The sequence below is a fragment of the Hoyosella sp. YIM 151337 genome (assembly GCF_026041215.1).
GTDB lineage: Bacteria > Actinomycetota > Actinomycetes > Mycobacteriales > Mycobacteriaceae > Hoyosella.
On sequence record NZ_JAPEIQ010000001.1, the window covers coordinates 49826 to 64730 of the forward strand.

Sequence of the window (14905 nt, forward strand, 5' to 3'; positions counted from 1 at the left end):
GTGTGCCTGAGGCTCCCATGATAGCGCTGCGCAGCGAGCTTCAGCGGAGGGATTCCAGCAGGCGCAGCCAGATCTCACTGACGGTGGGAAACGCGGGGACGGCATGCCATAGGGTTTCGAGCGGCACTTCACCAGCGATGGCAATTGTCGCGGCATGCACCAGTTCGCCAACATCTGGGCCGACAAATGTTGCGCCAAGGAGACACTGACGGTCGGCATCGATGACGAGCTTTGCGCGACCGCTGAAGTCATCACGCGATAGCGACGCCCCGGCTACCGCGATGTCGATCTCCGTGGTTCGGACGCTCAAGCCGCGCTCTCTCGCCTGTGCCTCGGTGATTCCGGCAGATCCAAGTTCCGGAGCCGTGAAGACGACCTGGGGGACCAGTCCTCGATCGGCTCGCGCTGTGTAGCGCGGCCCAGAAAGCGGTCGGCCCTCGGCACGTGCCGCGATCACGTCGCCGCACACGCGCGCTTGATACTTGCCCATGTGTGTGACAGCGGTACGGCCGTTGACGTCACCGACGGCGTACAGCCACTCACCTCCTGCGTTCGTCACGCACAAGTGATCATCCACGGGAATTGGCTTGTCAGCTTCTAGCCCCACAGTGCCCAAACCTAGGTCTGCGGTTGCGGGCACCCGTCCCGCAGCGACGACGATCTCGTCAGCCTGAAGTGAGCCGTCATCGAGCTGTACCAACACAGGCCCACCGTGTATGCGGCCCTCGCCCGTATTCTCAGGGCGCTCCCTGTGCACCGACACCGGTGCGGTCCTGAACCGGACGTCCACCCCATGTGCGCGCAGCCCAGCCACAATGCGTTCCCGGGCGAAGGGCTCCGCCCCGCTGACGAGACTGCTGCCGCGCACCAGCATGGTCACCTCGGCGCCGAACGCGGCCATCCAGGTGGCAGATTCGCAGGCCACCACGCCGCCGCCCACAATGACGACTCGTTGCGGGACTTCGTGCATATTGGTCGCATCACGCGACGTCCAGGGCAGTGCCGCAGGCAAACCGGGTACATCTGGAAGTCTCGCCGTGGTACCCGTCGCGACAACAACGGCATGCCTCGCACGCAGGGTTCGCCCACCCACGTTGACCGCGCCTCTCCCCGCGAGTTGTCCCACGCCACGGACCACGTCGATGCCGTTGCTGTCAGCCCACTTCACCTGCCCGGCGTCATTATGGTGGCTGACGAACGCGTCCCGGCGCGCGAACACAGCGTCGAGTTGCAGTCCGCCGGCGGTGATTCGTTCGCTGACACCGGGCAGCGCGCGGCCGCCCTCGAGTACCTGAGTGGGACGCAGGAGCGCTTTGCTCGGGATGCATGCCCAGTATGAGCATTCACCACCGACGAGTTCACGCTCGACGATCGCTGCGGTTCGCTGGCTGCCCGCAATTGCGTACGCCGCCGCGTTCTCGCCCGCTGGTCCACCGCCAATGACAACAACGTCGTACGTGTCTTGAGGCATGAACCGAATGTAACCGTTGGGCGGAGGCTGATGTGGCAATCGGTGGTCAGAATGCTTTAGTTGCGCCAGCGGGCACCGTTGCTGTTGCCGGGACCGTTGGCGTTGCCATTGCCATTGCCTGGGCCGTTTCCGTTGTTATTGCCGGGGCCACGCGGGTTCCCGGGCGGTTCAGCCGAGTCATCCGCGGGAGGTGCGGCAGCGGGGCTTTCGGGGGCCTGTTCCGGTTCCGCCGCGACAGGAACGATTATAGGCTGCGAGGTTGCAGGCGCAGTTTCCGCCGGGGCGGTGTATTCAGCGGTTTCGCCGGCGAATACGCGTGACTTTTCTACGGTTGCGGAGCCTTTGCGCTCGAGTTCCGCCCGCGGCTCAAACGTCTCTGCCTCTGGTGTGTGCTGACTGATGAGCACGCCGCCGAGCACCGTGGCCAGGCTGGCTAGGGTGACTGCGGTAACGCCCACGGGACGGCGCAGCTTGCCCTGCCGCGGTGTGAGCGGCGTCGTCGCGGTCACCTGCGGCGCGGCAAGCACAGAGGTGCGGCGCCTATGCGGATGCACGGGCAAGATCGCCGCACCATCAATAGTGCCGGTCTCGATATCGGCGAGGAGTGCGGCGACGCGTTTCGCTGAAGGTCGAGCGTCGGCCTTGCGATCGGTCATGGCCGTAAGTACGCGCTGCCACGCGGCACCGAACTCTGCTGGGACGGGCGGATCGCTGCGGAGGCGCGCCACCGCAGCCGGTATGGGATCGCCCGGGAATGCCATCTCGCCGGTTAGACACTCAATGAGAACCAAGCCGAGTGAGTAGATATCCGAAGAAGGCCCGAGCGACTCGCCCAGGGCTTGTTCAGGGCTGAGGTAGTGGGCCGTCCCGACGGCTGAGCCATGCGCGGTGAGCCGGTCCGCGCCTGCGAGCCGGGCGATGCCGAAATCTGCGAGCTTCGTGGAATAACGCCCCGAATGACCGCGCGGCGGGCCGAGCAAGATGTTGCCGGGCTTGATGTCACGATGGATGACGCCGCGACTGTGCACGTATGCGAGCGTCGTCGCGAGTTCCCGGCCGATCAGAGCCGTCTCAGCCGGGGAAATGGTGTGGACGTTGAGCTCATGCCGCAGACTTGGGCCGTCGACCAGCTCCATGACAAAGAATGGGACAGGCAGCTGTCTCTCGTCATCATCGACACCTGCGTCGTACAACGCCACAAGACCCGGTTCATTCAATCGCGCCAGCGTGAGCTTCTCGGCTTCAATACGTTGACGCGCGGTGGCGGGGTCGTCGTCGTTGGAGCGGAAGACTTTCACGGCAACACGGCGCCCGAGCGCCTCGTCAACTGCTGCATACACATCTGCGGCGCCGCCGGTGCCGAGCAATTCACCTAGCCGGTACCGGTTCGCCAGTAGCCGGGCGGCGGTGTGCGCGCTCCGGGTGGAGCCGTGGAGTGGGTAGGTCATCGTTGATCCTGCCTGCTGCCGACGTGACGTGTGTGCGGCAATAAGTATGACGGCGGCACGTGGATGCTGAGGGTGCCGCGGCTCCCTTGCTGCTGTGAGATTCGTCGCGGCGGCTAGGCGGCTGGACCCGTCGTGCCCCGGATTACGAGGTGCGGAACGCAGACTATCTCCCGCTCATCGATGGCCTCCTCGCCGTCGAGGCGTGCGATAGCGCGCTCGACGGCGAGGCGTGCGAGCTCATCCGCGTCCTGACCGACTGTCGTCAGCCCTATGTGCGACATGCTCGCGAAGTAACTGTTGTCGTAACCGATGACTGATATCTCGCCCGGCACATCCACCCCGCGGCGCAAGAGCACGTCAAGGACCCCGGCGGCGCACCGATCGTTGAATGCGATTACCGCAGTAGGTCTTGGTGTTCGCTGAAGCAGTTGGTGAGCGGCGGCCGCGCCGTCGTCCTCACTCAAACCGCTGGCGAGGATCACGCTCTCCGCTTCGAGACCTCTGCGCCGCATCGCAGTAAGGTATCCCCGGCGGCGGTCAGCGGCACCTGGTGCGTCACCACCGTCGAGGTGAGCAATGCGCCGGTGCCCGAGTTGAACGAGATGTCCCACTGCCTCCCGGATGCCGGCGTCGTCCGCGCTGCGTACCACATCAATCGACTTCGCGATCTGGCCCCGCAGCCGCCTGGCGACGCAAACCACGGGTAGCTGCTGCGCCACGTTGGCAAGTTGCTCCGTGGATTGCTGCGGTCCCAGCAGGATCAGTGATTCACACCGGTTAGCGAGCAGCGACTCGATTGCGCGTGATTCCTTTCGGTCCTGGGAAACCGCGCTGAGCGCGACGTCGTAACCGGCCGACTCCGCAGCCCGGTACACGCCCTCCACGAGATCCGAGTGGAATGGGTGTTGCAGCCCGAACTGCACACCGATAAGCCTGGTCCGGGTCTGTCGGAGCATTCGCGCGCGTGCGTCGGGCTGGTAACCGACGGTGCGCGCGGCCTCAAGAACGCGCTGCCGAGTCTCGTCGCTTGCACCCTTGGCGCCGCGCATCACGATTGACGCAAGCGCTGTTGACACCCCCGCACGCTGCGCCACTGTGACAAGCGTTGGCCGTTTGGCGGCGGTTCCGGTGCTCTGCCCCCGAGACACACTCAACCTTTCCTGAGGTGGGTTGCCTTACACGTTAGTCGCAAACGCCGCGCGGGGACGCACGGGCACGCCCCGTTCGATGGACTCAATGGCGGCGAGGGCAATTGTCAGTGCAGCCCGGGCGTCATGACCAGTCACCGAAGGCTGCTGTCCCGTGCGTGTGCACTCTGCGAAATGAGCGAGTTCGCTGATGTATGCGTCCCGGAACAACTCCTGGTCGGAGCGCACCGTGCTCGTCGTGCCACCAGCTGCGGTATAGGTCGTGGTGTGAGTCGCTAGAAGGTCGCCCGCCGTGACGAGGCCGCCGGTGCCGAACACTTCGGCGCGAACGTCGTAGCCGTACACCGCCTGGAAGCTGGCGTCCGCGATCGCTAACGCACCATTGTCGTAGCGGATAGTCACGACGCTCGTGTCGAGCAGACCATGTGTTTTGAAGTCAGGCCGGATAAGTGCGTCTCCGGCGGCATACACCTCGACGGCAGTAGCACCGGGGTTGAGCCAGTTGAGTGTGTCGAAGTCGTGGATCAGAGTTTCCAGGAAGATCGTCCATTGTGGGATGCGCGCGGGATCTGCCAGCTTAGGGTCTCGCGTGTTCGAACGCATGAGTTGCGGGGTACCGATCTCCCCAGCTGAAATCTTCGCGAGCGCTGACCCGAACCCGCGATCGAAACGCCTGTTGAAGCCGACTTGCAGTGGCACGCTGGCGCTCGCCGCGGCCGCGATGGCGCGGTCTGCTTCCTCAAGGGTCGCTGCCATGGGCTTCTCACAGAACACGGCTTTGCCTGCACGGGCTGCCGCTTCGATCATCGCTGCATGTGTGCGGGCCGGCGTTGCAATCACGACGCCGTCGATCGCGGGATCGGCGAATAATTCCTCGACATTGCTGAAATGACGTGGGCAGGCGAGCGTCTTCGCGAGGTTTGCAGCGAGGCCAGGTGCGGGGTCAGCTATGGCTCCGAGCCGAGCGCCGGGAATCCTGCGGGCCAGGGCCTCGGCGTGAAACGCACCCATGCGGCCTGCACCGATGAGTCCTATCGTGACGGGTGTTGAAGTGGTCATGCGGGTTCCTTTGTTTGCGAAGTGATCATTGAGAGAGACTGAATGCGGTGCGGAACCGATCGAGTGCCTCATGATCGTCACCGCTGGCCCACGCTTCCATCGCCACGGGGCCGTCGTAGCCCGCGACCGCAAGGGCGGTGGCGATAGCCGGATAGTTGATTTCTCCGGTTCCGGGTTCGCACCGGCCGGGCACGTCAGCCACTTGCACCTCCGCCACAAGTCCGCGCCCGACGGCGCTTCGCAGGAGTTCGATCAGGTTACCTTCACCGATTTGTGCGTGGTAGAGATCGAGGTTCATGCGGAGCGCAGGGCTGGCGACCGATTCAACGAGCGCCAGAGTGTCTGCCGCCCTCGCAAAGGGCACGCCTGGATGGTCTACGGCAGTGTTGAGGTTTTCGAGCATAAACGTCACGCCATGTTGCATGCCAAGTTCAGCGATGCGTCCCAACGTTTGCGCGGCCTTAACCCACATCGCTCCGGTCACGTGCTGGACTGGGTGGATTGGCAATCCGTTGCGGTCGAGTCCGGTGCCGTGCAGATTGAGTCGCGTACAGCCGAGTTCCTGCGCTATCGCAGCAGATTGCCGGGCTGTGCGAAGAAGTTCTGCTGCACCTGCCGCATCAGTGAGGCTGCCTCGCAGATAACCCGTCATCGACGAAAAGGCCGCACCGGTCCGCACGAGATCATCGATATCGTAGTTGCTCCAATCCCACAGGACTACAGCAAAACCCAGATCATCGAGGATTCGCACGCGTTCCGTGAACGGGCGGTTCTTAAACACCATCTCCGCGCAGACCGCGAGCTTTGGCATGTCGGTTACGCCTCTCGATAGAACGTTCTAGTAACCTAAGTGTAGAACGTTCTAACGAAGGGAGGCAAGGGTCAGATCGGTAAGCGACGAATGCACCCGGCGGCTAGGGGGCGTCGATCGAGGCAGCAATAGCCGCGCTGATTCGCGAAGACGTCGGCATCGAAGCTCTCCGCTGCACTGCTGCGAACCGCGTCGAGATCGATGCAAATCGCGCGCAAGGCAGCGGCATCCTTCTCTCCGAGCACGTCAGGGCTGCGGGCAATGCGCAAATAACCCAGCGCTGCTTCTCGGGGTTGCACCGGCCGCAAGAAGTGCCTCGATGAGATTCTCGTGACCCTGCCTGTCGGCTGGCTCCGAGCGCATCAGCAATCGCCTGCCATGACCATCCCTGTCTGCGCGCGTTCGCCACCTGGAGCGCTTCGAGTCGTTCAAGCAGACGGCGGAGGGCTACGACTGCGCGCAGTCCTGTATGGGGATCCTGGCTGCCCGCGGAGGCGGCAAGCTCTGTCGCTTCGGTCATGCTGTCAACCTGCATTGACGGTGGAGCTAGCGTCAATGTGAGTTGACACTAGCTGCGGTCGAAAGCTCGAAGATAACCGGCGAACGAGTGACGCTCGGACAGATCGTCAGGAGCGGACAAGCGCCACGCTTCATAGACCAGCTCGCTCAGTTCGCGGCTATCGATTCCTTCGAGGTAGACGACGACCCACCCGAATCCTCCAGCGGTGAACTGCACTTCGAAGACGTCAGGACGTTCCGCGACGAGAGCCGCCTGCTCGATCAACGTCTGTTTGAGTCCCACGGTTTGCGTGCGCGGCCAGTAATAGCCGAATCGGCGGCCGCGCACGCTGAAAGCTGAGTAGTCGCGGGCATTGGCTTTCTCGACGTCGACCAGCGCTTCGATCATCCGGAAAAACTGTGTGTCCGCAACACTCATCAAAGAATTGTCGCGCGTGTGCGGGCGAATGCGTCAATCGCCGACGCCGCGGGCGGCCAGGGCTTCACCTGCCGCGCGCGCATGGGCAACCGAACGGAGCACAAAGGGGACAAGAAGTGCGCGCGGGTCGTGGCCCAGCCCGCGTGCGCGGGCGGCCTCACGAGTTTCGAGCGCAATCGTCAGCAAGCCTGGAATCGCGTTGAGCATCAGGGCCATTGCAAGCCCGATGCGTTCCGGCTGCACGCCAACAGCCCGTAGTGGTGTTGCTGCCCGTATAACCGCGTCAACGATCGCGTCGGACGAAGTGGTGGCGGTGATAGTGGTCGCGAGAATGACCACGGCAAGCAGTCGGGCAGCTATCTGCACCCCATGCATCAGATCGGTTTGCCACCAGTGCAGGACAAGTACCAGCGCGCTGATGATCAGTAATGGCTGCAACGCTGCGCCGAGGCGCCGCAAGTTCATGCGGGAACTTGCGGCGAGGCCGACCGCCACGAGCAGTGCAAGCACTGCGATCGTGACACTTCGCGCAAGAACCACCGCGGTTCCGAATACGCAGAGTCCCAATAGTTTCAGCTCAGCCGGGCTGCGGTGCAGGAGCGACCCGCCGGGCTCATACATGCCGAGCACATTCGCCTGGCCATTCACGCCGCGATCGCCTCGTAGTGGCTGACTGCTGCCGCCGGTGCACCGTCGAACACAACGTGGCCGCGCTCCATGACGAGGATGCGATCGCATCGGGCTGCGAGTGTCAGATTATGGGTTAGCAGCACGAGTTGCTGCGGTAGAGCGAACAGCGTGTCGGCGACCCGTCTCGTGTTGCGAAGGTCAAGCAGCGTGGTCGGCTCGTCCGCGACGAGCACCGTGGGATCGGTCGCCAGGACGCTCGTCAGGGCGAGAAGCTGCCGCTGGCCGCCGGAAAGGTGGTGCACGCTGACGTCGGCGTGGTGGTCGAGCCCAAACTTCGCAAGCCAGGCAATCGCAACCTCCCGTCGCTGTGCTTTCGTCAGCCGCTGCCTGCGTAATGACAGCGCGACGTCCTCAGCCGCGGTCGGCATGACGAGCTGAGTCGCTGGGTCAGTAAACAGGAAGCCCACGGATTTCCTTATCGCCCGGCCTTTCGAGCGGGTGTCGAGGCCGTCCACCCGGACTGTGCCGTGGTCGGGCAAAACAAGCCCGTTGACCAACCGTGCGAGTGTCGATTTGCCGGATCCGTTCGCTCCGATGATGGCGATGCGCGGTTCAGTCAAATCGAGTCGAGCAACTTGCAGGATCGTGCGCGCGGGGTTCCCAGCGGCGTTGACGGTTACGGCGTCTAACTCAATGCGCGCCATGTCTCTCCACGTGGGCCAGTTGCTTCTCTGTGCCTGCTGAACTGCGCGGCCGCTGAAGCACGTCCGGGAACGCGCGGTGCACAGCGGTAGCGACGACTGCCATCAGCACGTTCTTCAGCACGTCGCCGGGCCAGAACGGAATGTCGAAAAGGAGTGCCTGGCGAAGTGAAATATCCAGCTGCAGTGCCATGCCAGCAATGCCGAGCGTATGGATGAAGGTGAAGCTGCTCGCTAGTCCGGCGAGAAAGACCAGAACGGTTCGTCCGGCATTGTTCAATGCCTGGGGGAGGCGTTCAATCAGAAAGCCGCACATAGCGGCAGCGAAGGGAAACGCGAGGAGATAACCGATGGTGGGGCCAGCGAATACGCCCAGGCCGCCGGCGCCGCCGGAGAAAATGGGAAGCCCGGCGAATCCCGCGAGTAGGTACAGGGAAACCGCGAGGAAGCCCCTTTTGGCGCCGAGCACGGCACCGGCAAGAAGTACGGCAAACGTCTGCAGAGTGATGGGCACACCACTTGCGGTGAGTTTAAGTGCTGGCAGAACCGCGCAGACCGCGATGAGCGCGGCGAAGAAGGCGATCATCGCGAGATCGCTTGCGGCGTTCGATTTACGCGTGTGCTTTGCCATGTGTGTCCATTCCTGACGGCAAACCTGAACGGTGTTCACCTGAACAGCGTTCACGTTAGCGGATAGACTGCTGATGTGGCCAATTCGCTCGACGACGTTCTGAACGGCGCATTGCGCGTCCTGGACAAGTACGGCATGGAGTTCTTCTCGATGCGGCGCGTCGCGAGCGAACTCGACGTGCAGCCCAGCGCGCTGTACCACCACGTTGAGAACAAGCAGACCCTGATCACGCTGATGGCTGGAAAGATCGTGCAGAGAGTGATCGCCGAGGCAGATCTCGCTGCGGTGGCACACCAGCTGCGCGCGGCGATGCTCGCTGTGCGTGACGGTGCGGAGGTCGTCGCGACCGCGACTGCGTTTCGCCTCGGGCAGTCAGAATTGGAAGCGGCGATCGCGGAACACTCCACACCGGATATCGCGCGCACACTGCTGATCTACGTCATCGGTCACACACAGGCCACACAGCTGCACCGGCAGGCGAGCGAGTTGGGGCTAATACCGCTCGATGCCGACCTTGACGATTCCTTCGACCGGGGACTGCGCATCATCCTTAACTGAACGCGTCTCGTTTGAAGCCGCCTTCAGTGTCGATAACCTGGCCCACCACCCATCGGCCTTCATCAGACACGAGCCAAGCGATGAGGCGCGCTGGATCGTCGGGAACACCCGCGCGGCCCCGCGGAAACGCGGCGTGCACGGCGTGGACCACATCCATACTGCGATCTGATGAACCTCCCGACAGGTAGCCGGTATCGACTGGGCCCGGATTGACGGTATTCAACACAATTCCGCGTTCGATGAGTTCGGCCGCGACGGTCTTCGTCATACCGGCGAGCACCGCCTTGGCCGATGCGTACGCGATCTCTTCCCGCATCGGCCCAAGGTGCTGCCCAGAGGTCATCCAGATGACGCGGCCGCGATCGGCCACTGTTGCTCCGCGCGCGTCGAATTGCTGCGCGAAAGCCTGAGTCAACATGAGGACGGAGCGCGCGTCGACGGTCCAATGCGCGTCGAGCATCGCCGCGTCGATGTCGAAGAGCGAACCATCGCCGCCGCTGCGTGCGTGATTCGCGACAACGATGTCCACATGACCGAAGGCCGCGACGGCATCCGCCATCACCTGGCGCGGCGCGTCTGGATCGCTAAAGTCGATACTGCGGTCGGCGACCCGGGGCGCCTGCGAAAGACCTGCGAGTACTGCGCTGAGATCATCGGCACCCCATGGCTGAGCCTCATCATGCGGCACCCAATGCGTGACGTATAACTGTGCGCCCATCGCGGCGAGACGCCGGGCGACAGCGAAGCCGATACCCTGGCGGCGGCTCACCCCGGTTATGAGGGCTACGCGGCCCGTGAGTTGCGTTCCCGACATCACCCACCTATTCGACGTCATCGGTACTGAACGCCGCAACGCTTTTTCAGGGGGTGATCCGGGGGTTCCCGGATTGTTCCCAGTCCTGGACGAGCGCAGGCTTGAACCATGGTGATGCCAGCCTTGACTGTGACCGCGATTGGCGTACTTGCCGTCCTCGCTACGGCGTTTGTTGCGCGCGAGCATCCGAGCGCGCGAGGTGTTGTGTACGCGCTGGCGGGCGCGTGGGCTGGATTCGTGATGGGCGGGCTTGCCGGACTAGTGGCAGACATTGTTACCGGCGGGGGAATGAGCCTCGCTATCATGGGCCACTCAGTTGCGGTAGTCGGAGCTGTGATCGGCAGCCACATCGGCAACTTGCGAGTGACGTCGCAAATAGCCGAAAGCTTGAGGTCACTCCCCGTCAGGGATACGCCGGAATTTCGCATGCAGCGACCGAATGATGCCGGTCAGCTCCGGAGCCGGGCCGGCCACGGGAATGTCGGGCGCGACAGCATTGATTGGTAGTGGCGCAACCGGACCTTTCGGGCACTGCCACTCATCTAGCCAGGTGAGAAGCTGCGCAGTACTTGCGGCGTAGACGATCTTTCCGAGCCCCACCCACGCATGCGCGGCGCTGCACATCGGGCAATGCTCGCCAGAGGTGTAGACAACCGCTGTGCTGCGGTGTGCGGAAGGCAGATTAGCCGCTGCCCATTTGGCGATCTCGAATTCCGGGTGCCGTGTGTTGTCACCATCTTTGACCCGGTTGCGGTCCTCGAATAGCACGGCGCCCTCGGCGCTGACGAGAATCGAGCCGAAGGGCTCGTCGCCGTCTGCGAGGGCTTCGGCCGCGAGCTCCACGCACCGCCTCAGAAACGCGCGGTCACGAGTGGATAATTGAGGCGGCGAATCCCACCGAGTCATTCCGTCATCCTATCATTGTGGTATACCGTCGACAGGTGGATTTCGACGGCGTTAACGTGCGTCGGGGTACGGCTGTCTGGACTGCACCCGGAATGCCCGCCCTGCTGGGGATGACGGCGCTGGGGTTCAGCGGCCACGCGGTATTGTTTCCGACCGTTCCGCTCTGGGTCGTGGATAGCGGGGGAGACCCAGCGTCAGCCGGCGCGGTCAACGCAGTTCTCATGCTGTGCACCGTCCTCATGCAATTGTTCGTCCCACTGGCGCTGCGGCGGATCGGATGGAATGCAACGCTTACGGCCGGGATGATCCTATTGGGGTTGCCCTCGCTGCTGCACCTGCTGCCAATCCACATTGGGGGTGCGCTCGCACTAGCGATACCGCGCGGATTCGGCTTCGGAATTCTAACGGTGTGCGGCGCCGCGGCGGTTGCATCTTTAGTCAATCCCGCCCGGCTAGGCAGGGCGATCGGAGCATATGGCCTGGCGATCGCGGGGCCACATGCCTTACTTCTGCCTGTGGCGCCGTGGCTCGCGCAGAATGCGGGATTTGCGCTTGTTTTCGTCATCGGCGCAGGTCCGCTGATCGCTGTGTTATTCACGCGTGGGGTCGCACGGCATCTCGCGCGTCCGGGGACCCGTGTCCGCTCAACTCCGCGCACTGTTCATTCGCTGCAGCGGGCACGAGCGGTGCGGCCGCTAGTGCCGCCTATGCTCATTCTCCTCGCAGTGACAGCAGCCGGCGGCGCACTGCTGACGTTTGCGCCCCAAATGATGCCCGAGCCGGGGCTGGTGTTCGCTGGTTTGCTTACGTTCACAGTGATTGCCGCGGTGAGCCGCTGGCTCGCTGGCTCATTCGCGGATCGGTACGGAACACGACCGTTCGTCGCGCCGGCGATATGTGTGACGGCTGCAGGAGTGCTGCTCATCGCGTGGGCCATTGGGCAGGCAGAGCATTCACACTCCGCGGCGCTGATTTTCGGGATGGCAGCTGTTGGTGTTGCTTACGGCGCCTTGCAGAACTTCACGCTCGTCGACTCCTTCGCCGCTGTCGGCCGCGACAAGCACGCCACTGCCAGCGCTGTGTGGAACATCGGATTCGATGCCGGAACCGGGGCAGGAGCCATGGTCATCGGAGCTATCGCGACACAAACTGGCTTCTCCACCGCGTTGCTTGCGGCAGCTGTGCTGTCCGTTCTCACGCTCCCACTGGCGGCCTGTGTCGGTCGTCACTACGGGCAGAACGGTGGGACGTAGTAGGGTGAGCGTGGGCCTGCCAGAGCGATTCTCAGGCCGCCCTCACAGGTGAGATCCTCCCGCGTGGCACGTTTTCCGCGCCACGCGCGGACAGGCATCGACGCCCGATCGAGATCACCCGCGGGTCGCTGCGCGTCCCGCTCATTTGGAGGGCTCATGACTCAGTCGCACACCCTAGACGAGCAAAGCATCGGGCACGCGTCAGGTGCTCCACCAACGACCACCGCCGTTTTCGTTGACCTTGACGGCACGCTGATACCCGGTTCTGTCAACATCCCGCTGGCGATTGGCGCGTTCAGAGCTGGTCTCGTCCCGTATCGTGATCTCGCAGTCGATCTCCTCCGCAATGCTTCTTTCATCTTGTCCGGCGCTAGTGACGAACGGGCAGCGCAGGTGCGCGAACGGATTCTCCGGGCGGCCGCTGGCTTTCCGGCTGCTCGGCTCGAATCGATCGCTGACTCCTTCGTGGGGAAGCTCGCGCAGACCATTCGCCCGCAAATGCGGGCAATTCTTGATGACCACCGTGCGCGCGGCCACCACCTCATCCTGGTGTCAGCGAGTCCCACGGAAATCATCGAGCGCTTCGCGAAGGCAGCCGGGATGGATCTCGGCGTCGGTACCGAAGGGGAGCGCGACGAAAATGACTGCTACACGGGACGGCTCGCAGGCCCTTTCTGCTACCGGGAAGGGAAAGTGGAAGTGCTGCGCTATCTTTCGGACCAGCATGGTTACGACCTGTCGCGCAGCTACGCCTACACCGACTCTGCGAGCGATCTTCCGATGCTCGAAGCGGTCGGCAACCCAGTAGTGGTCAATCCGGAGCCGGGGCTGCGGAACATTGCATCCACACGCAGCTGGGGCATCGTTCACTTTGGACGCGCACGGCGTGTGGAGCTTCCCGGCAAACCTGCAGCAAAGTTGCTGGCCACGGTGCGCGATCTCATTGTGCGGAAGTTATGAAGTCGGCGAGCTCGCTATGCTCATCTCGCGATAGCGGGGGCCTCCGTGTGCGCCTGCCGGCCCGGTAGCGCGCCGTCTGTGCCGTCTGTGGCGCTGTGCAGCTGCCCCGGCGATGACGACTAAGACAATGCCCGCAAGCTGGTACGCCGACGGCTCCTGCTGCAGCACGAGCAGTCCGAGTAGCAGCCCAATTGCCGGTTCGACCGCCATAAGAGTGCCGAACGCGGCTGGGGTCATTCGGCGCAGGGCGAGAAGCTCGAGTGCGAACGGCAGCACTGGCAGCAACAACGCCAATCCGGCGGCCGCAAGGAGGACTTCCGGCGTGATCGCGCCAGACGCTTGCGGAATGCCGACTATCGCCGCGGTGACGGCGGCCACCGGGATCGTGACTGAAAGTGCACCAATTCCTGTGAAACGGTCGCCGATGCGCTGGGTTAGCAGAATGTAGACGGCTAGCCCGAGCGCCGAGATCGAAGCGAATCCCACGCCCGCAACGTTGATGTCACCATGCCACGGTTCAGTCAGCAGAACGACGCCCGTCAAAGCAAGCAACGGCCACGCGAGCGCACGGACGCTGTGGCTGCGGAGGGCCGCGACCGTCAGGGGGCCGAGGAACTCGATCGCGACAGCCGTGCCCAGCGGGATGCGGTCGATTGCCGCCAGGAAAGACATGGTTATCACCCCGATAGTCACGCCTAATGCCAGGAGTGGCAGGACGTCCCGACGGCGGATCATGCGAATCGGGGGCCGGGCGATAAGCAGAGAAATCAGCGCGCCGAAACTCAATCTGAGCCAAGCGGTTCCGGCCGGGCCGACCGACGATACTAGCTCTGCCGAGAGTGCCGTGCCCAGCTGAACAGACAGCATCGCCGTGACGGCCAGGCTCCAGGGTGGCAGGACGGCGCGGTCAGCCATGGAGACCTCCAGGCGGGCGTGCGGCGCCCGCGTCCGGGTCAAACACCGCGAGGGAGTATCTTGCTGCTTGCGGACCCGGATTCGAGTATGTGTGTGCGACGTCGCCGGGGTAGGCGACTGCGTCACCTGTTTCGAGGACGACAGTTGCACCGCCGACTTCGAGTGTGATCGACCCTTCCTGGACCTGGAGCAGCTCCTTCGTGCCAGCCGCGTGCGCCTCGCTGAGATGACTGTCGCCTGGACTCAGGTGCCAATCCCACAGTTCGACCACACCAGGTGGCCCGGTCGCGGCCACCAGCACGCCGCGGCCGCCAGCTTCGCTGCGCCACAATTCGGCTCCCGTGCCACACCTGGTGATCTTCACCGGCTTGGATTGCGGGGGCTCGACCAGCGCGGGCAATCCGATGCCGAGCGCATCACTGATACGCAGGAGAGTGCCAACGCTTGGGTTCACGGCGCCCTGCTCGACGTTGACGATCATGCGTCGGCTCACCTCCGCCGCTTCAGCCAATTGGTCGAGCGTCCAGCCGCGAGACTGACGCTCTAGCCGAACGCGGGCGCCAATCGCTTGCGCCAGTCGAGCTGCACCCTCATCCATGCAGTGCATGATAATGCACTTTGAGTGCATTCATACAACGCTCGATGGTGCCGACCGCGCGGTTC

Annotated in this window: 17 protein-coding genes and 1 pseudogene; 3 read left to right on the forward strand and 15 right to left on the reverse strand. The window is 63.6% G+C overall.

From position 1 onward, the window contains the following. Positions 1-40: 40 nt before the first annotated feature. From ONR57_RS00240 to ONR57_RS00290, 11 genes and pseudogenes are all read right to left on the reverse strand, one after another. Positions 41-1471: an NAD(P)/FAD-dependent oxidoreductase gene (locus ONR57_RS00240; protein WP_265120794.1), complete on the reverse strand. Its 1431-nt coding sequence runs from the start codon at positions 1469-1471 to the stop codon at positions 41-43. 56 nt (positions 1472-1527) lie between these two features. After that, a complete protein-coding gene (locus tag ONR57_RS00245) occupies positions 1528-2919 on the reverse strand; it encodes a serine/threonine-protein kinase (protein WP_265120795.1) in 1392 nt (463 codons plus the stop codon). A gap of 113 nt (positions 2920-3032) precedes the next feature. Further along, positions 3033-4067, reverse strand: coding sequence for a LacI family DNA-binding transcriptional regulator (locus tag ONR57_RS00250; protein WP_265120796.1), 1035 nt, complete (start codon positions 4065-4067; stop codon positions 3033-3035). A 27-nt stretch (positions 4068-4094) separates the two neighbouring features. Next, a complete protein-coding gene (locus ONR57_RS00255) occupies positions 4095-5126 on the reverse strand; it encodes a Gfo/Idh/MocA family oxidoreductase (protein WP_265120798.1) in 1032 nt (343 codons plus the stop codon). A 25-nt stretch (positions 5127-5151) separates the two neighbouring features. After that, positions 5152-5937 (reverse strand): TIM barrel protein, encoded by a 786-nt coding sequence (locus ONR57_RS00260; RefSeq protein ID WP_265120800.1) that lies wholly within the window; start codon positions 5935-5937, stop codon positions 5152-5154. A 71-nt stretch (positions 5938-6008) separates the two neighbouring features. Continuing rightward, positions 6009-6236: a hypothetical protein gene (locus ONR57_RS00265; protein ID WP_265120847.1), complete on the reverse strand. Its 228-nt coding sequence runs from the start codon at positions 6234-6236 to the stop codon at positions 6009-6011. A 17-nt stretch (positions 6237-6253) separates the two neighbouring features. After that, positions 6254-6457, reverse strand: a pseudogene (locus ONR57_RS00270) (helix-turn-helix domain-containing protein); the annotation flags it as partial. Between the two features lie 48 nt (positions 6458-6505). Continuing rightward, positions 6506-6874: an MmcQ/YjbR family DNA-binding protein gene (locus ONR57_RS00275; protein WP_265120802.1), complete on the reverse strand. Its 369-nt coding sequence runs from the start codon at positions 6872-6874 to the stop codon at positions 6506-6508. 33 nt (positions 6875-6907) lie between these two features. After that, a complete protein-coding gene (locus tag ONR57_RS00280) occupies positions 6908-7522 on the reverse strand; it encodes an energy-coupling factor transporter transmembrane protein EcfT (protein WP_265120803.1) in 615 nt (204 codons plus the stop codon). After that, on the reverse strand, positions 7519-8208 hold the full coding sequence (locus ONR57_RS00285; protein ID WP_265120804.1) for an energy-coupling factor ABC transporter ATP-binding protein: 690 nt from the start codon (positions 8206-8208) through the stop codon (positions 7519-7521). The genes ONR57_RS00280 and ONR57_RS00285 overlap by 4 nt, the downstream gene beginning before the upstream one ends. After that, the gene (locus ONR57_RS00290; protein WP_265120806.1) at positions 8195-8836 is read right to left on the reverse strand and encodes a biotin transporter BioY; all 642 of its coding nucleotides are present in this window, start codon (positions 8834-8836) and stop codon (positions 8195-8197) included. The genes ONR57_RS00285 and ONR57_RS00290 overlap by 14 nt, the downstream gene beginning before the upstream one ends. Positions 8837-8911: 75 nt before the next feature. Here ONR57_RS00290 and ONR57_RS00295 point away from each other — a divergent pair, with 75 nt between their 5' ends. Beyond that, the gene (locus ONR57_RS00295) at positions 8912-9394 is read left to right on the forward strand and encodes a TetR family transcriptional regulator (RefSeq protein WP_265120807.1); all 483 of its coding nucleotides are present in this window, start codon (positions 8912-8914) and stop codon (positions 9392-9394) included. Here the strand turns inward: ONR57_RS00295 and ONR57_RS00300 are convergent. Both ONR57_RS00300 and ONR57_RS00305 read right to left on the reverse strand, forming a co-directional pair. Beyond that, on the reverse strand, positions 9387-10208 hold the full coding sequence (locus ONR57_RS00300; protein WP_265120808.1) for an SDR family oxidoreductase: 822 nt from the start codon (positions 10206-10208) through the stop codon (positions 9387-9389). The two genes, ONR57_RS00295 and ONR57_RS00300, sit on opposite strands and share 8 nt — an antisense overlap. A 393-nt stretch (positions 10209-10601) precedes the next feature. Then, positions 10602-11114, reverse strand: coding sequence for a nucleoside deaminase (locus ONR57_RS00305; RefSeq protein ID WP_265120809.1), 513 nt, complete (start codon positions 11112-11114; stop codon positions 10602-10604). Between the two features lie 35 nt (positions 11115-11149). Between ONR57_RS00305 and ONR57_RS00310 the strand changes: the two genes are divergently transcribed. Continuing rightward, positions 11150-12367 carry an MFS transporter gene (locus ONR57_RS00310; RefSeq protein WP_265120810.1) on the forward strand — a complete coding sequence of 406 codons (1218 nt, stop codon included), beginning with the start codon at positions 11150-11152 and terminating at the stop codon, positions 12365-12367. Between the two features lie 156 nt (positions 12368-12523). Then, complete coding sequence (locus ONR57_RS00315; RefSeq protein WP_265120811.1) at positions 12524-13327, forward strand: HAD family phosphatase; 804 nt, start codon at positions 12524-12526, stop codon at positions 13325-13327. Here ONR57_RS00315 and ONR57_RS00320 read toward each other — a convergent pair. Both ONR57_RS00320 and ONR57_RS00325 read right to left on the reverse strand, forming a co-directional pair. Continuing rightward, a complete protein-coding gene (locus tag ONR57_RS00320) occupies positions 13322-14242 on the reverse strand; it encodes a DMT family transporter (RefSeq protein WP_265120812.1) in 921 nt (306 codons plus the stop codon). The genes ONR57_RS00315 and ONR57_RS00320 overlap by 6 nt on opposite strands. Then, a complete protein-coding gene (locus tag ONR57_RS00325; RefSeq protein ID WP_265120813.1) occupies positions 14235-14840 on the reverse strand; it encodes an XRE family transcriptional regulator in 606 nt (201 codons plus the stop codon). The genes ONR57_RS00320 and ONR57_RS00325 overlap by 8 nt, the downstream gene beginning before the upstream one ends. Positions 14841-14905 lie beyond the last annotated feature (65 nt).